Annotated in this window: 28 protein-coding genes and 1 riboswitch; of the genes, 3 read left to right on the top strand and 25 right to left on the bottom strand. The window is 43.6% G+C overall.

Annotation, left to right across the window (positions count from 1 at the left end; translation table 11 throughout):
• The first annotated feature begins 295 nt into the window (after positions 1–295).
• On the top strand, positions 296–526 hold the full coding sequence (locus J5566_RS05615) for an RNA polymerase epsilon subunit (RefSeq protein WP_208562454.1): 231 nt from the start codon (positions 296–298) through the stop codon (positions 524–526).
• Positions 527–529: 3 nt separating this feature from the next.
• Positions 530–2,209, top strand: coding sequence for a ribonuclease J1 (gene rnjA / locus J5566_RS05610; RefSeq protein ID WP_208562453.1), 1,680 nt, complete (start codon positions 530–532; stop codon positions 2,207–2,209).
• Positions 2,210–2,261: 52 nt separating this feature from the next.
• Here the strand turns inward: rnjA and J5566_RS05605 are convergent, their stop codons facing one another.
• The 16 genes from J5566_RS05605 to J5566_RS05530 all read right to left on the bottom strand — a co-directional run bounded on the left by J5566_RS05605 (position 2,262) and on the right by J5566_RS05530 (position 16,927).
• Positions 2,262–2,660 (bottom strand): GNAT family N-acetyltransferase, encoded by a 399-nt coding sequence (locus tag J5566_RS05605; protein WP_348002278.1) that lies wholly within the window; start codon positions 2,658–2,660, stop codon positions 2,262–2,264.
• 176 nt (positions 2,661–2,836) lie between these two features.
• Complete coding sequence (gene glnA, locus J5566_RS05600; RefSeq protein ID WP_208562451.1) at positions 2,837–4,183, bottom strand: type I glutamate--ammonia ligase; 1,347 nt, start codon at positions 4,181–4,183, stop codon at positions 2,837–2,839.
• Positions 4,184–4,212: 29 nt separating this feature from the next.
• On the bottom strand, positions 4,213–4,578 hold the full coding sequence (locus J5566_RS05595) for a MerR family transcriptional regulator (protein WP_205031128.1): 366 nt from the start codon (positions 4,576–4,578) through the stop codon (positions 4,213–4,215).
• A 75-nt stretch (positions 4,579–4,653) separates the two neighbouring features.
• A complete protein-coding gene (locus tag J5566_RS05590) occupies positions 4,654–5,169 on the bottom strand; it encodes an FUSC family protein (RefSeq protein WP_208562450.1) in 516 nt (171 codons plus the stop codon).
• Positions 5,170–5,725: 556 nt separating this feature from the next.
• Complete coding sequence (locus tag J5566_RS05585) at positions 5,726–6,925, bottom strand: phosphoglycerate kinase (RefSeq protein ID WP_208562449.1); 1,200 nt, start codon at positions 6,923–6,925, stop codon at positions 5,726–5,728.
• Positions 6,926–7,074: 149 nt separating this feature from the next.
• Positions 7,075–8,085 carry a type I glyceraldehyde-3-phosphate dehydrogenase gene (gap, locus tag J5566_RS05580; RefSeq protein ID WP_172044055.1) on the bottom strand — a complete coding sequence of 337 codons (1,011 nt, stop codon included), beginning with the start codon at positions 8,083–8,085 and terminating at the stop codon, positions 7,075–7,077.
• Positions 8,086–8,314: 229 nt separating this feature from the next.
• Complete coding sequence (gene fusA / locus J5566_RS05575) at positions 8,315–10,396, bottom strand: elongation factor G (protein ID WP_172074629.1); 2,082 nt, start codon at positions 10,394–10,396, stop codon at positions 8,315–8,317.
• 556 nt (positions 10,397–10,952) lie between these two features.
• Positions 10,953–11,423 (bottom strand): 30S ribosomal protein S7, encoded by a 471-nt coding sequence (rpsG, locus tag J5566_RS05570; protein WP_029178040.1) that lies wholly within the window; start codon positions 11,421–11,423, stop codon positions 10,953–10,955.
• Between the two features lie 16 nt (positions 11,424–11,439).
• On the bottom strand, positions 11,440–11,853 hold the full coding sequence (gene rpsL / locus J5566_RS05565; protein ID WP_002940030.1) for a 30S ribosomal protein S12: 414 nt from the start codon (positions 11,851–11,853) through the stop codon (positions 11,440–11,442).
• Between the two features lie 229 nt (positions 11,854–12,082).
• On the bottom strand, positions 12,083–13,705 hold the full coding sequence (groL, locus tag J5566_RS05560; protein WP_208562448.1) for a chaperonin GroEL: 1,623 nt from the start codon (positions 13,703–13,705) through the stop codon (positions 12,083–12,085).
• A 10-nt stretch (positions 13,706–13,715) separates the two neighbouring features.
• Positions 13,716–13,997, bottom strand: a complete 282-nt coding sequence (groES, locus tag J5566_RS05555; RefSeq protein WP_208562447.1) for a co-chaperone GroES — start codon at positions 13,995–13,997, stop codon at positions 13,716–13,718.
• A gap of 247 nt (positions 13,998–14,244) precedes the next feature.
• Complete coding sequence (locus J5566_RS05550; RefSeq protein ID WP_208562446.1) at positions 14,245–14,640, bottom strand: single-stranded DNA-binding protein; 396 nt, start codon at positions 14,638–14,640, stop codon at positions 14,245–14,247.
• A gap of 64 nt (positions 14,641–14,704) precedes the next feature.
• Positions 14,705–15,328, bottom strand: coding sequence for a YtpR family tRNA-binding protein (gene ytpR, locus J5566_RS05545; RefSeq protein ID WP_208562445.1), 624 nt, complete (start codon positions 15,326–15,328; stop codon positions 14,705–14,707).
• Positions 15,329–15,346: 18 nt separating this feature from the next.
• A complete protein-coding gene (locus J5566_RS05540) occupies positions 15,347–16,306 on the bottom strand; it encodes a DUF1002 domain-containing protein (protein ID WP_244228961.1) in 960 nt (319 codons plus the stop codon).
• Positions 16,307–16,328: 22 nt separating this feature from the next.
• Positions 16,329–16,649, bottom strand: a complete 321-nt coding sequence (locus tag J5566_RS05535; protein WP_208562443.1) for a thioredoxin family protein — start codon at positions 16,647–16,649, stop codon at positions 16,329–16,331.
• Entirely contained in the window at positions 16,646–16,927 is a 282-nt protein-coding gene (locus J5566_RS05530; RefSeq protein ID WP_208562442.1) for a DUF4651 domain-containing protein, read from the bottom strand. Before J5566_RS05530 ends, J5566_RS05535 begins: the two co-directional genes overlap by 4 nt.
• Before the next feature lie 161 nt (positions 16,928–17,088).
• On the opposite strand from J5566_RS05530, the gene pepA reads away from it, so the two are divergent.
• On the top strand, positions 17,089–18,150 hold the full coding sequence (gene pepA / locus J5566_RS05525; RefSeq protein ID WP_208562441.1) for a glutamyl aminopeptidase: 1,062 nt from the start codon (positions 17,089–17,091) through the stop codon (positions 18,148–18,150).
• Between the two features lie 41 nt (positions 18,151–18,191).
• Here the strand turns inward: pepA and J5566_RS05520 are convergent, their stop codons facing one another.
• The 9 genes from J5566_RS05520 to comGC form a co-directional block, all read right to left on the bottom strand.
• Positions 18,192–19,448 (bottom strand): bifunctional folylpolyglutamate synthase/dihydrofolate synthase, encoded by a 1,257-nt coding sequence (locus J5566_RS05520; RefSeq protein WP_208562440.1) that lies wholly within the window; start codon positions 19,446–19,448, stop codon positions 18,192–18,194.
• Between the two features lie 53 nt (positions 19,449–19,501).
• Positions 19,502–20,053: a folate family ECF transporter S component gene (locus J5566_RS05515; RefSeq protein WP_208562439.1), complete on the bottom strand. Its 552-nt coding sequence runs from the start codon at positions 20,051–20,053 to the stop codon at positions 19,502–19,504.
• Between the two features lie 43 nt (positions 20,054–20,096).
• Positions 20,097–20,186, bottom strand: a riboswitch (THF riboswitch).
• A gap of 289 nt (positions 20,187–20,475) precedes the next feature.
• Positions 20,476–21,663 carry an acetate kinase gene (locus J5566_RS05510; protein ID WP_208562438.1) on the bottom strand — a complete coding sequence of 396 codons (1,188 nt, stop codon included), beginning with the start codon at positions 21,661–21,663 and terminating at the stop codon, positions 20,476–20,478.
• Positions 21,664–21,712: 49 nt separating this feature from the next.
• Positions 21,713–22,675, bottom strand: coding sequence for a class I SAM-dependent methyltransferase (locus tag J5566_RS05505; RefSeq protein WP_208562437.1), 963 nt, complete (start codon positions 22,673–22,675; stop codon positions 21,713–21,715).
• Positions 22,676–22,730: 55 nt separating this feature from the next.
• Complete coding sequence (gene comGG / locus J5566_RS05500; RefSeq protein WP_208562436.1) at positions 22,731–23,258, bottom strand: competence type IV pilus minor pilin ComGG; 528 nt, start codon at positions 23,256–23,258, stop codon at positions 22,731–22,733.
• The gene (comGF, locus tag J5566_RS05495) at positions 23,236–23,670 is read right to left on the bottom strand and encodes a competence type IV pilus minor pilin ComGF (protein ID WP_208562435.1); all 435 of its coding nucleotides are present in this window, start codon (positions 23,668–23,670) and stop codon (positions 23,236–23,238) included. The genes comGG and comGF overlap by 23 nt, the downstream gene beginning before the upstream one ends.
• Positions 23,657–23,950 carry a competence type IV pilus minor pilin ComGE gene (comGE, locus tag J5566_RS05490; protein ID WP_208562434.1) on the bottom strand — a complete coding sequence of 98 codons (294 nt, stop codon included), beginning with the start codon at positions 23,948–23,950 and terminating at the stop codon, positions 23,657–23,659. The genes comGF and comGE overlap by 14 nt, the downstream gene beginning before the upstream one ends.
• Positions 23,922–24,341, bottom strand: a complete 420-nt coding sequence (gene comGD, locus J5566_RS05485; protein WP_208562433.1) for a competence type IV pilus minor pilin ComGD — start codon at positions 24,339–24,341, stop codon at positions 23,922–23,924. Before comGD ends, comGE begins: the two co-directional genes overlap by 29 nt.
• Positions 24,310–24,606 (bottom strand): competence type IV pilus major pilin ComGC, encoded by a 297-nt coding sequence (gene comGC, locus J5566_RS05480; RefSeq protein ID WP_208562432.1) that lies wholly within the window; start codon positions 24,604–24,606, stop codon positions 24,310–24,312. Before comGC ends, comGD begins: the two co-directional genes overlap by 32 nt.

Below are 24,606 nucleotides of genomic sequence, written 5' to 3'. Positions count from 1 at the left end.
GACAGTTTTTTTGGCACAATTGAACTTGGTCTCAGTAATTCTAACACACTCGGAATCCTAGCTTACTTCATTGTTTTAGCCCTCTCGGAAATACAGAATTTCTGAAAACCATAACACTTTTCCATTTTCTTATCATCCTCTTTTACCATTAGCCTTTTTTATGATATAATGAAGAGTACATTTAGACTGAATAAATTGACAACTCGAAAAAATTGAATAGACATTACCAGACAGACCCAACTGTTTGAGGCTTTTTTCATAGTTGCCAGTCAAAAAGAAAGGATATACCCAACCTATGATTTATAAAGTATTTTACCAAGAAACGAAAACGAGCCCACGCCGCGAGCAAACCCGCTCTCTTTACTTAAAAGTAGAGGCAGCTAGTGAACTAGAAGGCCGTATCATCGCTCGTGAATTGGTGGAAACCAACCGTCCTGAATACAACATCGAGTTTATCGAATTGCTATCAGACAACCATTTGGAGTACGAAAAAGCCCACGCAGATTTCACATTAACGGAGTTCTAATCCATGTCATCAGTAAATCTAAAACCTCAAGAAGTTGGCGTATTCGCCATCGGTGGTTTGGGAGAAATCGGGAAAAACACTTATGGCATTGAATACCAGGATGAAATTCTCATTGTCGATGCTGGTATCAAGTTCCCAGAAGATGACCTCTTGGGCATTGACTACGTTATCCCAGACTACTCCTACATCGTTGAAAATCTAGACCGCGTTAAAGGTCTGGTTATTACTCACGGGCACGAAGACCACATCGGTGGCATTCCCTTCTTGCTCAAGCAAGCCAATGTCCCAATCTACGCTGGCCCCTTGGCCCTTGCCCTCATTCGTGGCAAACTAGAAGAACACGGACTGCTCCGCGATGCAACCTTGCATGAAATCAACCACAAGACTGAGTTGACTTTCAAGCACCTCAAGGTCAGCTTCTTCCGCACCACCCACTCCATTCCAGAGCCACTCGGTATCGTCATTGATACACCTCAAGGGAAAATCGTCTGTACCGGTGACTTCAAGTTCGACTTCACGCCAGTTGGTGAGCCCGCAGACTTGCACCGTATGGCTGCCCTCGGTGAAGAAGGCGTTCTCTGCCTCCTTTCCGACTCCACCAACGCCGAAGTTCCAACCTTTACCAATTCGGAAAAAGTGGTCGGTCAGTCCATTATGAAGCTGATTGAAGGCATCCACGGACGCATTATCTTCGCCTCCTTCGCCTCCAACATCTTCCGCCTGCAACAAGCAGCTGATGCAGCAGTCAAGACAGGACGAAAAATTGCTGTCTTTGGACGCTCCATGGAGAAAGCCATTGTCAACGGCATTGAGCTCGGCTACATCAAGGTTCCTAAGGACACCTTCATCGAGCCAAACGAGATTAAAGAACACCCAGCCAGCGAAGTTATGATTCTCTGTACAGGTAGCCAAGGCGAGCCTATGGCTGCCCTCTCCCGCATTGCCCACGGCACTCACCGTCAAGTCCAGCTCCAGCCGGGCGATACGGTCATTTTCTCGTCCAGTCCTATTCCGGGAAATACCACAGGTGTCAACAAGCTCATCAATATCTTGATCGAAGCCGGTGTTGATGTCATTCACGGTAAGATTAACAACATCCATACCTCTGGACACGGTGGGCAGCAGGAACAAAAACTCATGCTCCGCCTGATCAAACCAAAATTCTTCATGCCTGTTCATGGTGAATACCGGATGCAAAAAATCCATGCTAGCCTGGCAGTAGATACCGGCGTGCCAAAAGATAACATCTTCATCATGGAAAATGGTGACGTTCTAGCTCTAACCAAGGACTCCGCCCGCCTAGCAGGACACTTCAACGCCCAAGACATCTACGTTGACGGAAACCGCATCGGTGAAATCGGAGCAGCTGTCCTTAAAGACCGCCGCGACCTCTCAGAAGACGGCGTCGTTCTAGCTGTTGCAACTGTTGACTTCAAGTCCAAGATGATTCTGGCAGGTCCTGATATCCTCAGCCGAGGATTTATCTACATGCGTGAATCAGGCGACCTAATCCGCGAAAGCCAACGCATCCTCTTCAACGCGATCCGTATCGCTCTGAAGAACAAGGATGCCAACATCCAAACCGTCAACGGCGCTATCGTCAATGCCCTACGACCATTCCTCTATGAAAAAACAGAGCGTGAACCAATTATCATTCCAATGATTTTAACGCCTGATCACTAAAAAGAAGCCTCGGCAACTGCCGAGGCTTCACTTGTTTTCCAATAGGAATACCTTACAACCACTTGATAAAATGATATTTGGAAATTCCTTTTTTCGGCACATCTGTTAGATGAGCATAAATAGAATATCCAGCCTTCAGATAAAAATCCTTAGCCTGATAGGACTTAGTTGACAGTGTGATACTCTTTGCTCCATTTAGTCTGGCTTCATTTTCCAAACGAATCAGCAAACGCCTCCCCAACCCTTGACCTTGCTTGTGTTTGACAACCACCAAAGCCTTGACATGAATCGTTTCCAAGGTCTGCTGGGCCTGCAAGACAGCGACTAATTGACCTACTTCCTCTTCTACCAAAACAATTTCCTGCTGACTAGGAGCAAGGTCTTTCCCTTCTCCAAAAACCGCTCTATACTGTTCATCAAATACAGCTTTTACAAATTCATCCATCCACATCGTCTCCAATTTTTTTAATCTATATAAGGGTAGTCTTTTTCAAGTTTATGAACAAAGGACCCATCGGGGTCCTACTCGCTCTTCTCTTTTCGAGCTCGTGAAAAAATGATCCACAAGCCCTGACTCGCTTTCCAATTTCTCGGCTCGTGAACAAAGGACCCGTCGGGGTCCTTTGTTTAATACAAATCTAAATAGTTATCAATTTCCCATTGGGAGATAAAGGTTGCATAACTTGCCCATTCGATTTTCTTGGCTTCTACGAAGTTGGTATAGATATGCTCACCCAAGGCTGCCCGAACAACCTTGTCCTTGCGGAGCGCTTTCAAGGCATTGTGCAGGGTCGACGGAAGATCAGAGATCCCTGCTTCACGGCGTTCTTCATCAGACATGGCATAGATGTTTGACTCAATCGGTGCTGGTGCATCAATTTTATTCTCAATCCCTGACAGACCAACTTCTAGGAGCACCGCCATAGCGAGATAGGGGTTAGCTGTTGGGTCAACCGAACGCAATTCCAAACGGGTTCCCATACCACGAGAAGCTGGAACACGGACTAACGGAGAACGGTTTTTTCCTGCCCAAGCAATGTAAACTGGAGCTTCAAAACCTGGCACCAAACGCTTGTAAGAATTGACCGTTGGGTTGGTAATAGCTGTGTAGTTATAGGCATGCTCAATCAAGCCACCAAGGAAGTAGTAAGCTGTTTGAGACAACTGCATACCACGTGGGTCAGCTGGGTCAAAGAAGGCATTGTTGCCATCCTTGTCAAAGAGGGACATATTGCAGTGCATACCTGATCCAGCAATGCCAAACTTAGGTTTGGCCATGAAGGTTGCGTACAAACCGTGCTTGCGGGCAATGGTTTTCACAACCAACTTGAAAATCTGAATATTGTCACATGCTTTCAACACATCTGCATATTTGAAATCAATTTCATGTTGACCAACTGCAACCTCATGGTGGCTGGCTTCTACTTCAAATCCCATTTCCGTCAAGACATTTACGATTTCACGGCGTGTATTATCTGCCAAATCTGTCGGTGCAAGATCGAAATAACCACCCTTGTCATTTACTTCGAGGGTTGGGTTGCCAAAATCGTCCAATTTGAAGAGGAAGAACTCTGGCTCTGGTCCCAAGTTAAAGGAAGAAAATCCTGCAGCTTCCATATGACGAAGTGCTTTTTTCAAGTTTCCTCGCGGATCCCCTGCAAATGGCTCACCTTCTGTAGTGTAAATATCGCAAATCAGGCCAGCCACACGGCCATTCTCATCTCCCCAAGGGAAAATAGTCCATGTATTCAAATCAGGATAAAGGTACATATCTGATTCGTTGATACGGACAAAACCTTCAATAGAAGATCCATCAAACATAGCCTTGTTTGATAAAACCTTATCTACCTGTTCTTCAGTCGCTGGAATTTCAACGTTTTTCATAATACCGAGGATATCGGTAAACATCAATCGAATAAAGGTTACATTTTTTTCTTGAATGTCGCGTTTGATATCCGCTACTGTAATTGCCATTAGAGTCTCCTTTTAAATAGATAACTGAGTTAGGATGAACGAAAAATGCTACTGGGACTTGAAAAACGTCCTTGGTTGCGAAGCTCATCGTGCAGAATACGGCGTACATCTTCATCTGTCAAAGTCTTCTCTTGCTTTTGGACCTTGACCTGACGACTAGCATATTCCTTCTTGATGGCCGCGATATTTAATCCCTCATCCAAGAAATCCTTGATTTCCAACAAGAGGTCCATGTCATTTAAGGAATAGAGACGACGATTGCCTTCGTTACGATCAGGCTGAATCAAGCCTTGCTCTTCATAATAGCGAATCTGTCGAGCTGTCAGGTCCGTCAACTTCATGACACTTCCAATCGGAAAAATTGCTAAAGATCTACGAAATTCCTTTTCTCTCACAAAAAGCTCCTTTCTGCCTTCCATTATAGGGGAATTTAGGGAGATCGTCAACTAAATATGTCAGAAAATCTGACATCATTTTGCTTGAAAACGTTTTTTTAATTTATTTAGGTCATAATTGACCAAAATCGCAATAAAAACCCCTACAAACGTTTCAAAAACACGAATAAACACATATTCAATGGCATTGCCAGATGGAATGGATAAGGTGATAATCAACAAGGCCGATACTCCACCGATAATGCCGGCCTTATTGTTCATGGCAACATTGGTCATGATGGTCAACATGACACAGAGCGGTACCACAAACAGAGTGACCAAGAAGTGACTCTTGAAGAAGGCATCGACGATGAAGAAAAGCAGAGCGTAAAAACCACCGATAGAATTACCTAAAATCCGTGATGTTCCAAAATGAACACTCTGATCAAAATCCTCTCTCAAACTGAAAACCGCTGTTAAGGCCGCAATCTGAATACCTTGCCAACCCAGCAGGCCAAACAAGAGAATCACCAAAAATACAGCAAGGCCAGACTTGATTGTCCGCATACCCAATTTAAATTCCTTCGGATTAAAGCGATATTTCTTAAACATACCTCTATTCTAACATGATTTCAAAAAATAGAATAGCAAATACTTGCTCAGCTTTTCATTTCGCCAAAGATCGATTGGAAAATCCTCCTGTTTGCGCTAGGTTTCGCCAAAAGCAAACAAATGTCTACTCTAAAAAAGTTTCAAGCCAACCATCTGCAAAAGGTCCAAAATAGAATAAAAAAAAATGCTTTAAGAACGTCTTATTCTAGCTTTTGCACTAGAAAAAGAGTTGGTTTCCCAACTCTTTTCGTCGCAAGTTTTTACTTTTCAGTCAATGCCGCACCTAGCCAGTCTTTCTAGGTCACACTTCCCAGAAAGACTAGGCATGGCACTAGGCACTCCGTGCCGTCGCAAGTCCTGGAAGCACTTTTCACCTTGCTAGACTTTCTAACTTGCTTAGCTTCGTAGAAACTCTACGCGATGCACAAAATGCAACGGATTTCCGTTGCATTTTAGTCTTTACCTAGGCTAGATTTTCTAATTCACTACGTTCGCAGAAAATCTAGCCTTTGCACTAGAAAAGAGTTGGAAATCCAACTCTTTTCGTCGCAAGTTTTTACTTTTCAGTCAATGCCGCAAGACCTGGAAGGACTTTACCTTCGAGGAGTTCCATTGATGCACCACCACCAGTTGAGATCCATGAGAACTTGTCTGCACGGCCAAGGTTGATAGCAGCTGCCGCTGAGTCACCACCACCGATGATTGATTTCACGCCTGGTTGTTTCACGATAGCGTCCATTACACCGATTGTACCAGCTTGGAAGTCTGGGTTTTCAAATACACCCATAGGACCATTCCAAACAACTGTTTTGGCACCAGTCAACGCTTCGTCAAACTTAGCGATTGACTTAGGACCGATGTCAAGACCAAGGAAGCCTTCTGAAACTGCTTCGCCTTCTGTGTCGCGAACTTCAGTATATCCAGCAAATGCGTTAGCTTCTTTTGAGTCAACTGGCAAAATCAATTTACCGTTAGCTTTTTCAAGAAGTGCTTTTGCCACATCAAGCTTGTCTTCTTCTACAAGTGAGTTACCGATTTCGATACCTTGAGCTTTGTAGAAGGTATAAGTCATACCACCACCGATAAGAACTTTATCTGCTTTTTCAAGAAGGTTCTCGATAACACCGATCTTATCAGATACTTTTGAACCACCAAGGATTGCCACAAATGGACGCTCTGGAGTTTCAACAGCTTCTTGGATGTAAGCAATTTCGTTTTCCAAAAGGAAACCAGCTACTGCTTTTTCTACGTTTGCTGATATACCAACGTTTGATGCGTGTGCACGGTGTGCAGTACCAAATGCATCGTTAACGAAGATACCATCACCAAGTGAAGCCCAGTATTTACCAAGTTCTTCGTCGTTTTTAGATTCTTTCTTACCATCAACATCTTCGAAACGAGTGTTTTCAACAAGGAGAACTTGTCCATCTTCCAAAGTATTGATAGCTGCTTCCAATTCAGCACCACGAGTAGCACCTGCGATGAAAGCAACGTCTTGACCCAATTTAGCCGCCAAGTCAGCTGCTACAGGAGCCAATGATTTACCTTCTTTGTCAGCTTCTTCTTTCACACGACCAAGGTGAGAGAAAAGAATTGCACGTCCACCTTGCTCAAGAATATACTTGATAGTTGGAAGAGCTGCTGTAATACGGTTATCGTTAGTGATAACGCCATCTTTCAAAGGCACGTTGAAGTCCACACGAACAAGAACTTTTTTGCCTTTCAATTCTACATCTTTAACAGTCAATTTTGCCATTAGATAAGAACTCCTTAATTTATATTTACCCTACCATTGTACCATATTTTCTGTATTTTTTCTCTCATAAAGATAGTTTTTTCACAAATCTACAAAAAGAACGAATGATAGAAAAAAGAGGCCGAAGCCTCTTTGATTTTCACTAAGGATTATTTAGCGATTTTTGCGAAGTACTCAAGAGTACGAACAAGTTGTGAAGTGTAAGACATTTCGTTGTCATACCATGAAACAACTTTAACCAATTGTTTGCCGTCAACGTCAAGAACTTTAGTTTGAGTTGCGTCGAACAATGAACCGAATGAGATACCTACGATATCTGAAGAAACGATTTGATCTTCAGTGTAACCGTAAGATTCGTTAGCTGCAGCTTTCATTGCAGCGTTTACTTCTTCAGCAGTTACGTTTTTGTCAAGTACAGCTACCAATTCAGTTACAGATCCTGTTGGAACTGGAACACGTTGTGCAGCACCGTCCAATTTACCGTTCAATTCTGGGATTACCAAGCCGATAGCTTTAGCAGCACCAGTTGAGTTAGGAACGATGTTTGCAGCAGCAGCACGAGCACGACGAAGGTCACCACCACGGTGTGGACCGTCAAGAACCATTTGGTCACCAGTGTAACCGTGGATTGTAGTCATCAAGCCTTCAACGATACCGAAGTTGTCATGAAGAGCTTTAGCCATTGGAGCCAAACAGTTAGTAGTACATGAAGCACCTGAAATAACTGTTTCAGTACCATCAAGGATGTCGTGGTTAGTGTTGAAAACAACAGTCTTAACATCGTTACCACCAGGAGCAGTAATAACAACTTTCTTAGCACCGTTAGCGTGGATGTGTTGCTCAGCAGCTGATTTAGAAGCAAAGAAACCTGTAGCTTCCAAAACGATATCTACGCCATCAGTAGCCCAGTCGATGTTTCCTGGCTCACGCTCAGCAGAAACTTTAACGAATTTACCGTTAACTTCAAAACCACCGTCTTTAACTTCAACAGTACCGTCAAAACGACCTTGAGTTGTGTCGTATTTCAACAAGTGTGCAAGCATTGCTGGATCAGTAAGGTCGTTGATACGAGTAACTTCAACACCTTCTACGTTTTGGATACGACGGAAAGCAAGACGACCGATACGTCCGAAACCGTTAATACCAACTTTAACTACCATGAATGATTTCCTCCTTATGAAAATCGAGTTCTATATTTTAAAAGGCAAGCCTTTTAATCCTTTTGTGAAAATTTTAACTTGTAAGCCTACAAGTTCCTTTTCAACATCCTCATTATATAACTATTTATGAAAAATAGCAAGTTTTTACGACCCTAGTTCCATATATTTCAACGAATTGTCTGAGTTTTTTTGTAAACAAAAAAGGCAGCCGAAGCTGCCTGGTTAGCAATTATGCATTGCCACCGTTTTTCTTAATGATTTCATCTTGTACAGATTTTGGTACATCTTCGTAGTGGTCAAATACCATCATGAAGGTACCACGACCTTGAGTTGCTGAACGAAGAACAGTTGCGTAACCAAACATTTCAGCAAGTGGCACATAAGCACGAACGATTTGTGTGTTACCACGAGCTTCCATACCGTCAACGCGACCACGACGTGCAGTAACGTGACCCATAACGTCACCAAGGTTATCTTCTGGTGCAGTGATGGTTACAAGCATCATTGGCTCAAGGATAGTTGGTTGAGCTGATTTAGCTGCTTCTTTAAGGGCAAGAGATGCTGCCACTTTGAAGGCTGTTTCAGATGAGTCGACATCGTGGTATGAACCATCGTAAAGCTTCGCTTTAACGTCAACGATTGGGTAACCAGCAAGAACACCGTTCGCCATAGATTCTACGAGACCTTTTTCAACCGCTGGGATGAATTCACGTGGAACCACACCACCGACGATAGCGTTCTCGAACTCGAAACCTTTACCTTCTTCGTTTGGTGTGAATTCGATCCAAACGTCACCGAATTGACCTTTACCACCTGACTGGCGTTTGAAGAAACCACGAGCTTGAGTAGAAGCACGGAATGTTTCACGGTATGATACTTGAGGAGCACCTACGTTTGCTTCAACCTTGAATTCACGACGCATACGGTCAACAAGGACATCCAAGTGCAACTCACCCATACCAGAGATAACTGTTTCACCAGTTTCAACGTTTGTTTCAACGCGGAATGTTGGATCTTCTTCAGCTAATTTAGAAAGGGCGATACCCATCTTGTCTTGGTCAGCTTTAGACTTAGGCTCAACCATCAATTGGATAACTGGTTCTGGAACGTGGATTGACTCAAGGATTACTTTTGCTTTTTCATCTGTCAATGAGTCACCAGTTGTAGTATCTTTCAAACCAACCGCAGCGGCTATGTCACCAGCGTAAACTGTTTCAATTTCTTGACGGCTGTTTGCGTGCATTTGAAGGATACGTCCGATACGCTCACGTTTACCTTTAGAAGTGTTCATTACGTATGAACCACTGTTAAGTACACCTGAGTAAACACGGAAGAATGTCAAACGACCTACGAATGGGTCAGTCATGATCTTGAAGGCAAGAGCTGCAAATGGCTCTTCATCAGAAGCATGACGCTCTTCTTCAGCATCTGTATCTGGGTTGATACCTTTGATAGCAGGGATGTCAACTGGGCTTGGAAGGTAGTCAATAACCGCATCAAGCATCAATTGAACACCTTTGTTCTTGAAGGCTGAACCACACAATACTGGGAAGAATTCAACGTTGATAGTCGCTTTACGGATACCAGCTTTCAATTCTTCGTTAGTGATTTCTTCACCTTCAAGGTATTTCATCATCAATTCTTCATCAGTTTCAGCAACTGCTTCAACCAATTTTTCACGGTATTCTTGAGCTTGCTCAAGGTATTCAGCTGGGATATCTTCTTCAAGAATATCTGTACCAAGGTCGTTAGTATAGATTTCAGCCTTCATCTTGATCAAGTCGATGATACCACGGAACTCATCTTCAGAACCGATTGGCAATTGGATTGGATGCGCATTTGCTTGAAGACGCTCATGAAGTGTGCTTACTGAGTAAAGGAAGTCAGCACCGATTTTATCCATTTTGTTAGCGAAAACGATACGTGGAACACCGTATTCAGTTGCTTGACGCCACACTGTTTCAGTTTGTGGCTCAACACCTGATTGTGAGTCAAGAACGGTTACCGCACCATCAAGAACGCGAAGTGAACGTTGTACTTCGATTGTGAAGTCCACGTGTCCTGGTGTGTCGATGATGTTTACACGATGGTTGTTCCATTGAGCTGTTGTCGCAGCAGATGTGATCGTGATACCACGCTCTTGCTCTTGCTCCATCCAGTCCATTTGTGATGCACCTTCGTGAGTTTCACCGATTTTGTGGATTTTACCAGTGTAGTAAAGAATACGCTCAGTTGTCGTTGTTTTACCCGCGTCAACGTGCGCCATGATACCGATATTACGAGTTTTTTCTAATGAAAATTCGCGTGCCATGAGGTTTGTTCTCCTATATTTTTAGATTTCTATTCTGATTATACCATATTTTAAGAAAAGCGAGTGGGCAAGTCCCACCCGCTTAAGTTCTTACTAATGGTGTGAAATGGATGAGGCAAGCCTCAATCCGGTTTGTGATGATTGAACGAGAAGTTTGTACCATAATCTCAATTGATTTATGTAGAACTGACTTAACGTCCTCACATCCTAATTAGTTGAGTTCGGACTAAAAATTCTGGAAAAAAGATAAATCTTCCTTGGACCTTAAGGTCCATCGTCTGATTTCCTATTTTTCCTTGAATTTTCTTAACGTCCTCACATCCTAATTGAACTCGGGCTACAACTCGCTGACAAAAAGATGAACCTCATTGATTGCACAGCAATCTGCTTCGCTTCCCTATTTGGTCTAGGAGTTGCTTGACGCCCTCGTATCTTAATCTTAGTTGAATTTTAGCTACAAATGTCTGCCAAAAAGATAAAACCTCCTAGAAACCGAAGTTTCTTCGTCGATTTTCCTATTTTGGCTAGCATTTGTTTAACGCTAAAATATCCTATCTTACCAGCGGAAGTGTGCGAATGCGCGGTTTGCTTCTGCCATTTTGTGGGTGTCTTCACGTTTCTTAACAGCTGCACCAGTGTTGTTTGCTGCATCCATAATTTCTTTCGCAAGACGGTCAACCATAGTGTGCTCACCACGGTTACGAGCGATTGTTACCAACCAACGAAGACCAAGTGTTGTACGACGCTCTGGACGAACTTCAACTGGGACTTGGTAGTTAGAACCACCGACACGACGTGCACGTACTTCAAGTACAGGCATGATGTTTTCCATTGCTGTTTCAAATACTTCAAGTGCATCGTTACCAGTTGCTTCTTTGATTTGATCAAAGGCACCGTAAACGATTGATGCAGCAGTACCACGTTTACCGTCCAACATAACACGGTTGATCAAACGAGTTACCAATTTTGAGTTATACAATGGATCTGGCAATACTTCGCGCTTAGGCGCTTGATTTTTACGACTCATTTATATTTCCCCTTTCTTAGCCTTTTGGACGTTTAGTACCGTATTTAGAACGGCCTTGCTTACGATCATTTACACCTGCAGTATCAAGCGCACCACGAACGATATGGTAACGTACCCCTGGAAGGTCCTTTACACGTCCACCACGAAGAAGTACAACACTGTGCTCTTGCAAGTTGTGACCGATACCTGGGATGTAAGCAGTAACTTCGATAAGGTTGCTCAAACGTACACGAGCGAATTTACGAAGGGCTGAGTTAGGTTTTTTAGGTGTCATTGTTCCGACACGAGTTGCAACACCACGTTTTTGTGGTGATGAAACGTTAGTTTGAACTTTTTTACGGCTGTTGTAACCAACGTTCAAAGCTGGTGATTTAGATTTTTCTACTTTAGACTTACGTGGTTTACGTACCAACTGGTTAATTGTAGGCATCTACATTCTCCTGTATATATTTTTTATTTTTGGTGATAGGGCATTGGTGACAACCCCTATCTGTGTGTACTTTTGCAACATTTGTCAGCACGTCCCTGTACACTCTTGAGAGACCAAAAGTAAAAAGTACCGTCTAACATAATACCATAGCTAGTCATCTTTGTCAAACAGATATGATTGAAATTTCCAAGAAAAACACAGCCTTTCAGCTGTGTCATTTCTATATTTTCTAATAGCCCATACCCATTCCATCCATACCTTGTGGCATAGCTGGAGCAGCTGGTTCTGGTTTGTTGGCAACAACTGCTTCCGTTGTCAAAATCAAGCTGGCAACTGATGCTGCATTTTGAAGGGCAGAGCGAGTTACTTTAACAGGATCGATAATCCCTGCCTTAATCATGTTAACCCATTCACCTGTCGCAGCGTTAAAGCCAGTACCAAGTTCTGAATTTTTCAACTTATCGATGATAACTGACCCCTCATAACCTGCGTTATAGGCAATCTGACGCACCGGTTCTTCCAAGGCACGCAGGACAATATTGCGTCCTGTTTCATCATCACCTGTCAACTCCAATTTCGCTACGCTATCAATCACATTGACAAGGGCTGTACCACCACCCGATACGATTCCTTCTTCCACAGCCGCACGTGTTGCGTTGAGGGCGTCTTCGATTCGGAGTTTCATTTCTTTCAACTCAGTCTCAGTAGCAGCACCAACTTTGATAACTGCAACACCACCTGACAATTTGGCCAAACGCTCTTGTAATTTTTCACGGTCAAATTCTGAAGTTGTTCCCTCAATTTGTGACTTGATAACGGCGACACGGTTGACAATGGCTTCTGGATTTCCAGCACCTTCAACAATGGTTGTACCATCTTTGTCGACCACAACCTTGGCAGCTTGACCAAGGGCTTCAATGGTCGCATCTTTCAAGTCCAAACCAAGGTCTTCTGTAATCACTGTACCGCCTGTCAAGATAGCAATGTCTTCCAACATAGCTTTACGACGGTCACCAAAGCCTGGAGCTTTGACTGCAACAACGTTGAATGTACCACGAATCTTGTTGAGAACAAGGGTAGGAAGTGCTTCACCATCCACATCGTCAGCAATAATCAAGAGCGGACGGTTGGTCTGAAGAATGCTTTCCAAGAGTGGCAAAATATCTTGGATATGAGAAATTTTCTTATCTGTAATCAAGATAAATGGATTTTCAAGTTCTGCCACCATTTTCTCATTATCTGTTACCATATATTGTGATAGATAACCACGATCGAACTGCATCCCTTCAACGACATCCAGTTCCGTTTCCATACCACGTGACTCTTCGATAGTAATAACGCCGTCTGTTCCCACGCGCTCCATGGCTTCGGAAATATAGTCACCAACTTTTTCAGAGCGTGAAGACACCGCTGCTACCTGGGCAATTTCAGCTTTATTGGATACTGGACTTGCCTGAGCTTTCAAGGCTTCAACTGCCGTCGCAACCGCAGCTTCGATACCTCGACGAATTCCGATTGGGTTGGCACCCGCTGTTACGTTTTTCAAGCCTTCACGAACAATAGCCTGAGTCAAAACAGTTGCAGTTGTTGTACCATCACCAGCGATATCATTGGTTTTTGACGCCACTTCGGATACCAGCTTGGCACCCATATTTTCAAAGTGGTCTTCCAATTCGATTTCTTTGGCAATGGTTACACCGTCGTTTGTAATGAGTGGTGAACCGTATGCTTTTTCCAAGACAACATTGCGGCCTTTTGGACCCAAGGTTACCTTGACAGTATCCGCCAAAATATCGACACCACGGACCATGCTTTCACGCGCATCTGCTGCAAATTTGATTTCTTTTGCCATTTTTCCACCTCTATTCTACGATTGCCAAAATATCTGCTTCACGGATGATGTAAACGTTCTGATCACCGTCTTTAACTTCTACACCAGCATGCGCATCAATCAATACTGTATCGCCCACTGCAACCGCAGGGGCAACCAAGTCACCATTCAAGGTACGAATCCCTTGACCAACTGCAAGAATACTTGCTTCTTTTGTCTTTTCTTGGCTTGGACCTGCAAGGACAAAGCCACCAACTGTTTGTTCTTTTTCTTCAATTTTTACGACGATACGATCGCCCAATGGTTTCAACATGGTATTACCTCCTGGTCTTTTTAGCACTCTTTGTATGCGAGTGCTAATTCACATCTCCTATTGTATCACTTGGTCAAAAATAGTCAAGAGATTTTTACCAAGTCTGATAAAATCAGTCTTAAGTCGGAATCACAAAAAAACACCAACTGTCGCTGGTGTTTTAAGGAGATTATGAAAAATATTTTGGATTGAATAAAGTATACCCTACTTTTCAAAACTCTCCATCGGTCTTGGGACTGATTTCACTTTAAAACGGCAATTCTTCCTCTTCCAAAATCACATCCCCCAAATCATCATTCGCATTATTTTCACGCATTGCGCGTTGTGCACGACTTTCAAGCAATTGGAATGTTTGGCCTAGAATCTCTGTCACATAGTGATTGCTGCCGTCTTTTTCGTATTTACGGGTCCGCAATTCACCGTCAATAGAAATCAGACTGCCCTTGCTACCATAGGAAACAAGTGTTTCCGCCAGCTTGCCCCAGAAAATAACAGTAAGAAAATCTGCTTCACGTTCCCCATTTTCAGTTTTGAAACGACGGTTGACTGCGATAGTGACACGGGTCAGGTTTTTCCCGTTAGGGGTTTGAGTCAGTTCAGGTTGAGCCGTCAAGCGACCGATTGCAATAACTTTATTGTACATTTTATATCCTCCTACTTATCTATTCGTAGGAAAATACAAAAAAAGTGGGAATCCCCACTTTTTTCTATTCCTTCCAGTGTTTTGCTGGATCAAAGGCTTCTCCGACCACTGCGAAGTCGTCTAATTCAATAATACCACGCACTTGCGGTGCGTTTGGCAGAGCCAGTTCACGCGGACTACACATCATACCAAAGCTATCTTCACCGCGTAATTTCCCTGGGAAAATCAGGCTACCGCTCGGCATCATTGCCCCCGGAAGAGCCACAATGGTTTTCAAGCCTTGGGCAGCATTTGGCGCACCGGCTACAATTTGTACTGTTTTGTCACCGACATTGACCTGGCAGATATTGAGGTGGTCGCTGTCTGGATGAGGAATCAATTCCTCAATCTGACCGACAACAAACTTCGGAGCATTGTCGTTGACCAAGCTTTTAGCATAGCCTTCTTTTGCTAATGCTGCATTCAAGGTCGCAACTTGCTCGTCTGTCAAGAAAACTTGACCATTTCCAGTAAGCTCAATCAAACTTGATGCTTCAAAGATATTCCAAGCGACTGTTTTTCCTGTTTCTGCTAGGAAAACACGGGCCACCTTTCCCTTGCGTTCAAACTGTACAGCTTGTCCCTTGTCCTCAGCCACAATCACCATCAGAACATCGCCGACCTGTTCCTTATTATATGTAAAAATCATTTCTTTTTCACTTCTCCTTTATGCAAATAGACCGGTCAAGCCTTTCCAAAGATTTTCAAAGAAGGCACCGATTTTTTCTAAAATCCCTGAATCTTGTAGATTCTTGAATGCAGAAGAGATTTGCGCTTCTGCTTGCGTTTTCAACTGATTGAGTTGCTCAGCAACTTCAGCCGAATCAATTGCAGAGGTTTCTTGATAAACCTTAGCAAAGGTGACTAACTTGGAAATCTCATCTGCTGTGATGACATTTTCCAAACCGTTATTGGCCAAAACATCATTGATGATGGTGTTGATGTCCGTCTCGGAAGCCACTTGCCCATTGGTTGTCTTGTAATCCGCAAGAGCAGTCTTGATTTCTGCAATTGCCTTGTCCAAAGCAGAGCTGTCAAACTGTTCATCACTGGCATGGGCAGTTGCTACTTCATTAACAGTTGTTAATTCTTGCTGGGCTACTTCAGTTCGAGCTGTATCAACTGTCTCACCATTGGCCGCAAGTGCCTTATAAACACCTGTTAGAGCGGACTCTCCTGTCACCTGAATCGGTGCCGCAACGTCAATCAAAACATCTGTCGCACCGGCAGTAATGGCCGCATTGGCATATTGCGTTTCGGTTATCAATGTGATATTGTTTGGAGTCTTGATGTCCACCACAACTCCTGTCCCTGCATCCTGTTTTTGTACCAGAACGGATGAGAATAAAGAGGAGGTCGCAGCTCCGGATGTTCCCAAATACAGGTCCATATCACTGCCTTCGACAATTTGACGATTTACATTTTCAATATTTGAAATCCCAAAGAGTTGATTAACCTCTGTCGCTTGGGTATCTGACAAACCACCACCATAAACTAAGGTTGGTTTGCCCCATTTTTCATTGATGACATCTGTCTGGATCGCTGCCTGAGCTTCAGGTGCTAAGCTTAAGCCCAAACTAAGAACCAGAGGGGTTAATAGGATTTTTCCAATATTTGCTGATTTCATCATTCTTTCCTTTCTCTGCACCTTATGCTTCCAAACCTTGTAAAAATGCCATGATTTGTTCCTTTGTCTTGCGGTTTTTATCCACAAAACGTCCAATTTCCTTGCCACCTTTGACCACCACAAAACTAGGAATTCCTAAGATGGCCCACTCCTGAGCTAGTGGCATAAAGTCATCTCGGTCCAACTCGACAAAGCGATAAGCTGGAAATGCCTCTTCAATCGCTGGCAAATGCGGCTTGATGTAGTGGCAATCCCCACACCAGCTGGCTGTAAAAAGAAAGACTGTCGCTTGTCCATCTTCCAATAAGGTTGCTACTTCTTGGTACTCTTTAGGGTAAATCATTTTTCCCCTCCTTCAACTTGTAGTTGGCCATGGCAATAATCAAATTGGAACTGACGCCCATCCTCCATGACCACTCCTCCTATCAAATGGTCTGGGCTGGACTTGGTTTGATCAACATAGACCGTTCCAATTGGACCCATAGCTTCAAATTGTTCCCTTACCTCTTTCAAGGCCTGGGCTTCTTTTTTATCCCTTGCTCGATTGTAGAATTTGGTCGCAGTCAACACACTAGCCAAACTAACCACACCTGCAATCCAAGCCATACTTTTCTTTTTCATAGTAACGATTTTATCATATTTCACCAGTTTTTTCTTAAAAAGACCTTTGAAGCCTGTGACTGCTGAAAAAACGACAAGCTCCCCACGCCTCCTAACTTTTTCAGGACAAGTTTTAAACTTCGTGTTACAATAAACAGTAGCAAGTTCAAAGGAGAAAAACGATGACATTATTTGAAAAAATCAAAGAAGTAACCGAATTACAAAGTCTACCGGGATTTGAAGGCCAAGTCCGCAACCATATCCGCCAAAAAATCACGCCACATGTGGATCGCATTGAAACAGATGGGCTAGGCGGAATTTTTGGCATCAAGGATACGGCTGTTGAAAATGCTCCTCGTATCCTAGTGGCCGCCCACATGGATGAGGTTGGCTTTATGATTAGCCAAATCAAGCCAGACGGTACTTTCCGTGTTGTCGAGCTAGGTGGCTGGAATCCTCTGGTTGTTTCTAGCCAAGCTTTCACTCTTCAGTTGCAGGACGGTCGTACCATTCCAGCCATCTCAGGCTCAGTACCACCTCATCTCTCACGGGGGGCTAACGTTCCTGGCATGCCTGCCATTGCTGATATTATTTTCGATGCTGGTTTTGCCAATTATGACGAAGCGTGGGCTTTCGGTGTTCGTCCAGGGGATGTCCTTGTTCCCAAAAATGAAACTATCCTTACTGCCAACAGAAAAAATGTTATTTCTAAGGCTTGGGACAACCGCTTCGGTGTCCTTATGGTGACTGAATTACTGGAAAGCCTATCCGGTCAAGCCTTGCCAAATCAGTTGATTGCTGGGGCAAATGTGCAAGAAGAAGTTGGCCTACGTGGAGCTCATGCTTCTACAACCAAGTTCAATCCAGACATTTTCCTTGCTGTTGATTGCTCACCAGCTGGCGACATCTATGGTGGCCAAGGAAAAATCGGAGACGGTACCCTACTTCGTTTCTATGACCCAGGCCACATCATGTTAAAAAATATGAAAGACTTCCTCCTCACAACTGCCGAAGAAGCAGGTGTCAAATTTCAATACTACTGTGGTAAAGGTGGAACAGATGCCGGTGCAGCCCACTTGAAAAACCATGGTGTTCCATCAACAACCATCGGTGTCTGCGCTCGCTACATCCATTCACATCAAACTCTCTACAATATGGATGACTTCTTAGAAGCTCAAGCCTTCCTGCAGGCTATCGTTAAAAAACTAGACCGCTCAACGGTTGATTTAATCAAGAACTATTAAAAAGAAACTTGGCTAGGATGCTTCTAGCCAAGTCTTTTTTGTTATTCAAGCTCTTCTAAAATATACTTTCTAACATAAGTAATAAAGTAAAGCGACCCCGTAATCAGGTAGAATTTTTTCGGATTGTTCAAGTCCGCCTGCTCCAACCACTCCTGATAGGTCTGAACCCGTTCATAACCTGCTGGATAGTCCTCCAGCTTCACCGCCCGAAAATCATCAAAGGTCGTCACGCTGACAGGCCCAAATTGGCTGAGTCGAGACAGCATCTGGTCTACAGGCTTGGTATTGATGGCTGCAAAAAGGATTTCAATATCTCTGTCAGCATACTTATCTTCCAAGAGTTCTGTCAGGACGGCGATACTTTCATTATTGTGGGCACCGTCAATCATGAGATTAGGCCTAATCAACTCTAAACGGCCTGGCCAGATGGCTTGGGACAAGCCCTGGCGGATGGTTTCATTGGTAATTGTTGGAAAATGGGTGCTGATGAGCTGGGCTGTTGTCACCGCCAAGGCTGCGTTGACCTCCTGGTGACGGCCCTGCATAAGCAGCCTTAAATCCTCTACACGGCCGAGAGGGCTTGAAACTGCAAAGCCTGCTCTGCTATTTTCCAAAAGTATCTCCCGTCCCACCGCATAGATCGGACTCTGAAGCAGTCGAGCCTGCTCCTCAAAAACTGCCTCCACTTCTGGCAAATCGGTCGCATAAATGAGAGGAACCCTCTCACGCAAGACGGCAACCTTGTGACGGGCTATGGCTGCATGGGTCTCTCCCAAAAAAGTCTGATGGTCCAAGCTGATGGAGGGACAAACCACCGCCAAGGGGGCAAGGACATTGGTCGCATCCTGCAAACCACCCATACCCGCCTCCACCAAGAGAATATCGGGGCGTTGATAGTGGGCAAAATAGACAAACATGGCCACCACTACAATCTCAAACTCCGAGATGGCATCCAGTCCTGCAGTCTGGTCCAAGTCCTCAATCAAGGGCTGCAAGTCTGTCACAATCCTCGCAAAATCTTCCTCCGAAATCATCTCCTGCTGGTAGACAATCTGCTCTCGGAAATCGATAATGGACGGTGATGTAAAACGACCAACCGTGTAGCCAGAAGTCTGTAAGATAGACTGTAGGGCATTGAGGGTTGAGCCTTTACCGTTTGTGCCCACAAAGTGAATGGTCGGCACTTGAAGTTGGGGATTGTCCAAGCCTTCCAATAGCCATTTGACACGCGCAACCCCATGTTCTAAATCAGAGGCTGGGCGACTAGACAACCACTGCCTCATTTCTAAATAATTCATGTTTCCCTCTCTATAAAAAGCAACAGGGGGATGACCTGTTGCTAGATAGTTTCTTATTTAAGGCCCATTAACCTAGCCAATTCAGGTATTTTTTGTAAACTTGGCAAGACAAGCATGGTCACGACAATGCGTAATGGAATTTCAAAAATAGCTTTTATAAAACGACTGCTATACAAGGCAATCCAAGGTGTTCCAAAATGGAAATGAAGAGCAACCGGTGTCATGATAAATGAAATCACAAGTTGAATGAAGACAACAACCCCAGCAACATAGAGCCAATCAGCCTTCTTCTTGCTATCGAGTGGTTTCTGATAGAAAAACCAGCCATAGAGAAAAGCCGATACCGCTTCAATCAAGATAAAGCTGAATAGCATGGTCTGTCCACTAAACAAGACAAAGACTGGGTCTGAAATCGCCACAAATACAGCAGCCCAAACAGGACCGGCAATAGCTCCCAAAATAGCATTTGGGATAAAGGTAAACTGGACCTGCAAGGTATCCGAAAGACGAATGGAGAAATAGTTCTCTACAATCATGACCAAGGCAAGAGTTACTGCAACAGCAGCCAACAGCTGCACCGTTAGTTTTGGAATTTTCTTTTCCATAAAAACGCTCCTTTTTCAAAAAATGGAGCTGTCGTATGTATTCGACAGCGGATGCAATGGTTTACCGCGCTGACGCTTCGTTATGTGGCAACATCCCATCCACATACACTTAACGCAAACCACCTACTCTGTGCAAATTTCTTTGCTTCACTATTGTACCATAATTCTTCTAGACTGACCAATCGCTTCTAACAATGACAGGCTATGTGAAACAACTATAGATATAGTCTTTTAGTTTACTTTTAGTACTAGGCAACGAGCCGCAGGCATAACTGGAGTTAGGCAAGGCGAGTTCAAATACTCCAGTGGAGTGTTTGAAGTTGGAAATAAGGAAACAAAGTTTCCTCATTCGTCGAAGTAATAAAAGAAAAACTAAATGACGATAAAAGGCCAGTAACTAGCACTGACCTCTCTCAATTTTCTTATTTCAACCGCTCTACATCACGCGCGATAACCAATTCTTCATCAGTTGGAATCACCAAGACTTTCACTCGCGAATCAGCTGTTGAAATATCTCCGCTGTTACCAAAGACATTCTTCTCTGGATCCAACTCCAGACCGAACCAGGTCAGACCAGATACAACTGCTTCACGGACTTTAACAGAGTTTTCACCAATACCTGCTGTAAAGACGAGAGCATCTGCACCATTCAAAACAGCAAAATACTGACCGATGAATTTTTGCAGACGATTAACCAGCATATTAAAGGCCAAGGTACATTTTTCATCACCAGCTTCAACACCAGCTTCAACCTCACGCATATCGCTTGAGACTTCTGCAATCCCAAGAATGCCAGACTGCTTGTTCAAGACATTGATCACATCTGCCGCGTCTTTTAAGTCATCCACATTTTCAATCAAGTAAGGGATGATGGCTGGATCAATATCACCTGAACGAGTTCCCATCATCGGACCTGCGAGCGGAGTGAAGCCCATTGAAGTATCAACAGATTTTCCACCTTCAATCGCTGAAATCGAAATACCGTTTCCAATGTGAGCAGTAATCACTTTTGTTTCTTCCAGTGGCTTGCCTAGCAATTTGGCTGCTTCACGTGAAACATAGAAATGAGATGTTCCATGGGCACCATACTTACGAACTTGGTTCTCTTCATAGTATTTGTTTGGGACTGGGTAACGGTAAGCTACCTCTGGCATTGTCGAATGGAAGGCCGTATCAAATACTGCTACGCTAGTAACGTCTGGCAAGATATCTTTAAAAGCTCTGATACCTGCTGCATTAGCTGGGTTATGCAGTGGAGCAAGACTAGAAAGATCTTCAATCTGTTTCAATACTTCATCTGTGATCACAACTGAATCTTTGAAGACTTCACCACCTGCAACCACACGGTGACCAACACCAGTGATTTCTGTGAAATCAGCAATAATATTGTGCTTGAGCAAGTCTTCCAACAAGATTTTTACTGCTTGGACATGGTCAGCGATATCCAAAACTTGTTCAGCTTTTTGATCACCAAATTTTACTGTGACAATTGAATCCTTCAAGCCGATACGCTCAACAATCCCTTTTGCTAAGACAATTTCTTCTGGCATTTGGTACAGTTGCCATTTTAAACTTGAGCTACCTGCGTTAATCGCAATTGTTTTTGACATAGTATTCCCCTTTAAAAGCGTTTTCCTATTTAGTATAACAGATTTTTACTTAGATTGCATTCTCTTGCTTCCATTTTTTAAAATTGACCATGAACTTCTGAATAGCTTCTGGTTCTTGCAAACTCTGCAAGGGATAGACAAACGGCGCCAATTGTCTCGCAGCTTTTTTTTGCAAGACAAAAATTGACTTGGACATGGCAGATTTCCCAAACAGACTTGGTGGCAGGGCAATCATGGCAACGATATTGGCTTGTTCCTGTAACCACCCTTTTAACAAATCACTCTGAGGACTGGTCAATAAATCATTTGGAGCCAATAAAATAGCAAAACCATCTTTTGCCAGATATTTGAGAGACTGTTCCATCAGCAAATGGTGGGCGTAGGTATGCTCTGTCTGGCTCGCCACCTGATAGCGACTGGCAACCTGGTCATCTGGATAAAAACCAATCGGCAGGTCCGCAATAATGACTTGGCTTTCCTTCAAAATCTGCGGACGAACCGCATCTCCCTGGGCAAATGAAATCTCCGCCTGTATAACCTCTGCCATACTGGCCGACAAATCAATCAACAAGTCGTCAATTTCAATTCCTAGATAGTCTAGATTCTTTTGGCTGGCATTGAGAATAGTTTGCGCCAAGTTCCCAGTCCCAGAACCAATTTCCAAGACTGTCACAGAGTCTTGTGGCACCAACTGGTCCATAAGAAAGGTCAAAATAAACCCAATGCTGTCTGGAGTGAACTGGTGGTTGTACTGCATTGGTTCTGTCTGGTTAGACTTAATCAGCAAGAATTGGAAGGCACGGCGCCATTCTTCCTTTGTTAAATTTAACGTTTTCAAGGCTTGATTATTATCAACAACAAGGTCGGTCTCATGCTGACCAGCTACATAAGCTGCATAAGCTGCATTCTGCTCAATCATGGCATCATAGATATTGGTGCCCAGTTGATTTTGGATAGTCTGTACGTTTTCTAATAACAGGTCGTAAGCCTGTTCAATTTTTTCAAAATTCATACTCCTATCTTATCAAAAATTCACTAACTTTGCACCAAAAAGGAGAGCCAACTGCTTACTCTCCTTCAAACGCTAATAGAACCGGAAATCGATAGTGATAGGATCCTCCCTTACCTAGTGCTACAATAATTATTACGTGCTTGTTTTGGACATGATAGCTAGCCTGCCCCTCTTGAAAAGTGACCGTTCCCTTATCTTCTATTGATTTGCTTTCCACATTTTGAGTAGATGATGTGTCAACTGATTTTGTAGCTGGTCCTGGCTTAGTGTTAGTCGTTTCTTGTACCTCTTCTTCCTCTCTTCTTGCTATCTCACCACTGATGACAGTTTCATGTCTCTTCTTTTCGTTTGTTTGAAGAGCTACCTCCTCGGCAACTGCTTGATTCTCCTGCAAGTCTCCTTCAACCTGGTCCAAGACCATCTGAGCCATGATATAGGCCGTCGCTTCTTGCTTCGTAACATGATTTAATTGACTTTCGGCTTCTTGACGATGGAGATAAAACTGAAGCAATAGACTAAAAACCGCCAGCATCAAAAGGGCATAGACTAGGATGCCAGCCTTAACTTTTTTCTTTAAAAGCATAGATAAAGGTCCGCTCCTCTCCATTTTTAAAGCTAAAGTCGATACGCACCAGCTGGTTTTCTTGGGAAATAGCTGCGCTATCTACCTGATAAAGCATGGGCTGGTAGCCCTGTCCCTTATCATTGGTTTTCCGAAAATCATCCGAACGTGACTTGCCAAATGCTAATGCTTGCCCACCCTTATTGACATAGACCTTGCCATTTTCAACCTTGACCAGGTCCGACTGGTCCCATTCCGACCGCAATTGACTAGAGAAGACCAACCATTCCTTCTGGATGCTATTTCTTTGATAATGCGATTCCTGGACCAGTAATTTGGATAAGCCTTCAAAAACCAACAAACTACCTGATAGGATGACTAAGGCCACCAAGCATTCCAAGAGAGTAAAAGCAGGAACCTTACTTTTTAACAACCGATAAAACCTCCTTTCCCTCGTGGAAAACCGCAATCCTGTCCGCTGTTCGTTGAACCTGAACTGTAACACCGTTTAAGGCTAGCTTATCTTGGTCGGTCTGAACAGCCATCTGCGCTAGATTGAGAACCTCCTGTTGTTCCAATTCCCAAGCCTGTCGCCTACGACCTGCATCCACCGCTGACAAAATCAAACTGCAAATAGTCACTAGGGTCGCAAGGGCAACCAAACTTTCTAGCAAAATATAAGCCTTATTCTTCTGTTTTCTTATAGCGACCACTCCCTATATATAATTGATACGTGACTATTTTTTGACTAAGCCGAAAACGAATCTTGGTCAGAGAAGAATTACCTCCGTTTTCTTCAAATTGGATGGTCTTCTCTTCCAATACTTTTACGTTTCTGGGTACCTGGACTGCCTGATGACCATTGGTCACTTCCTGTCCACCGATAGAAAGACTGACTGCTTGGTGGGAACTGGCTGCCAACTTCTGACTATCTTTGTAGATGGCTTCATATTCCCAGAGAAAAATCTCTTCCTCGACAGACCGAAAGGCTGTCTGCACCGTACCTGACAAGGAAACAGCTAAGAAACTGATGACAAATAGAGTTAACAGACTTTCAAACAAGGTGAAAGCTTTATTGGTTTGCTTTAAGCGCCTTGTATTCATTGTAAGATTGTGCTTGTTTTTCAGTAATATAACCTGCCTGTTGCAAGTCTGCCACCGTTGCTTCCTTGTCATGTGCCAGTTCATAGAGCTCCATCTGACTTTCTACAACTTTGACAACGGCCGCATCCCCCTTCTCCTGAATGGCATCCTTCTGCTTGCTCAAATTAGGCACAAAGAGGAGCAAGAGCAGGCTAATGATCCCCAAAACGACTAACATTTCCACCAGAGTGAACCCTTTTACCTTCATTTCAATTAATTTTTTCAT

Origin of the sequence: Streptococcus suis, from assembly GCF_017601095.1 — a bacterium.
Taxonomy (GTDB): Bacteria; Bacillota; Bacilli; order Lactobacillales; family Streptococcaceae; genus Streptococcus; species Streptococcus suis_Z.
Note: the sequence above shows the minus strand (reverse complement) of the source record. Positions and strands in the feature narration are given on the sequence as shown.

Coding starts and splice junctions, on each gene's coding strand:
- J5566_RS05615 (WP_208562454.1), top strand. CDS start 296: ATGATTTATAAAGTATTTTACCAAGAAACGAAAACGAGCCCACGCCGC.
- rnjA (WP_208562453.1), top strand. CDS start 530: ATGTCATCAGTAAATCTAAAACCTCAAGAAGTTGGCGTATTCGCCATC.
- J5566_RS05605 (WP_348002278.1), bottom strand. CDS start 2,660: ATGTGGATGGATGAATTTGTAAAAGCTGTATTTGATGAACAGTATAGA.
- glnA (WP_208562451.1), bottom strand. CDS start 4,183: ATGGCAATTACAGTAGCGGATATCAAACGCGACATTCAAGAAAAAAAT.
- J5566_RS05590 (WP_208562450.1), bottom strand. CDS start 5,169: ATGTTTAAGAAATATCGCTTTAATCCGAAGGAATTTAAATTGGGTATG.
- J5566_RS05585 (WP_208562449.1), bottom strand. CDS start 6,925: ATGGCAAAATTGACTGTTAAAGATGTAGAATTGAAAGGCAAAAAAGTT.
- gap (WP_172044055.1), bottom strand. CDS start 8,085: ATGGTAGTTAAAGTTGGTATTAACGGTTTCGGACGTATCGGTCGTCTT.
- fusA (WP_172074629.1), bottom strand. CDS start 10,396: ATGGCACGCGAATTTTCATTAGAAAAAACTCGTAATATCGGTATCATG.
- rpsG (WP_029178040.1), bottom strand. CDS start 11,423: ATGAGTCGTAAAAATCAAGCGCCTAAGCGCGAAGTATTGCCAGATCCA.
- rpsL (WP_002940030.1), bottom strand. CDS start 11,853: ATGCCTACAATTAACCAGTTGGTACGTAAACCACGTAAGTCTAAAGTA.
- groL (WP_208562448.1), bottom strand. CDS start 13,705: ATGGCAAAAGAAATCAAATTTGCAGCAGATGCGCGTGAAAGCATGGTC.
- groES (WP_208562447.1), bottom strand. CDS start 13,997: ATGTTGAAACCATTGGGCGATCGTATCGTCGTAAAAATTGAAGAAAAA.
- J5566_RS05550 (WP_208562446.1), bottom strand. CDS start 14,640: ATGTACAATAAAGTTATTGCAATCGGTCGCTTGACGGCTCAACCTGAA.
- ytpR (WP_208562445.1), bottom strand. CDS start 15,328: ATGATTTTTACATATAATAAGGAACAGGTCGGCGATGTTCTGATGGTG.
- J5566_RS05540 (WP_244228961.1), bottom strand. CDS start 16,306: ATGAAATCAGCAAATATTGGAAAAATCCTATTAACCCCTCTGGTTCTT.
- J5566_RS05535 (WP_208562443.1), bottom strand. CDS start 16,649: ATGATTTACCCTAAAGAGTACCAAGAAGTAGCAACCTTATTGGAAGAT.
- J5566_RS05530 (WP_208562442.1), bottom strand. CDS start 16,927: ATGAAAAAGAAAAGTATGGCTTGGATTGCAGGTGTGGTTAGTTTGGCT.
- pepA (WP_208562441.1), top strand. CDS start 17,089: ATGACATTATTTGAAAAAATCAAAGAAGTAACCGAATTACAAAGTCTA.
- J5566_RS05520 (WP_208562440.1), bottom strand. CDS start 19,448: ATGAATTATTTAGAAATGAGGCAGTGGTTGTCTAGTCGCCCAGCCTCT.
- J5566_RS05515 (WP_208562439.1), bottom strand. CDS start 20,053: ATGGAAAAGAAAATTCCAAAACTAACGGTGCAGCTGTTGGCTGCTGTT.
- J5566_RS05510 (WP_208562438.1), bottom strand. CDS start 21,663: ATGTCAAAAACAATTGCGATTAACGCAGGTAGCTCAAGTTTAAAATGG.
- J5566_RS05505 (WP_208562437.1), bottom strand. CDS start 22,675: ATGAATTTTGAAAAAATTGAACAGGCTTACGACCTGTTATTAGAAAAC.
- comGG (WP_208562436.1), bottom strand. CDS start 23,258: ATGCTTTTAAAGAAAAAAGTTAAGGCTGGCATCCTAGTCTATGCCCTT.
- comGD (WP_208562433.1), bottom strand. CDS start 24,341: ATGAATACAAGGCGCTTAAAGCAAACCAATAAAGCTTTCACCTTGTTT.
- comGC (WP_208562432.1), bottom strand. CDS start 24,606: ATGAAAAAATTAATTGAAATGAAGGTAAAAGGGTTCACTCTGGTGGAA.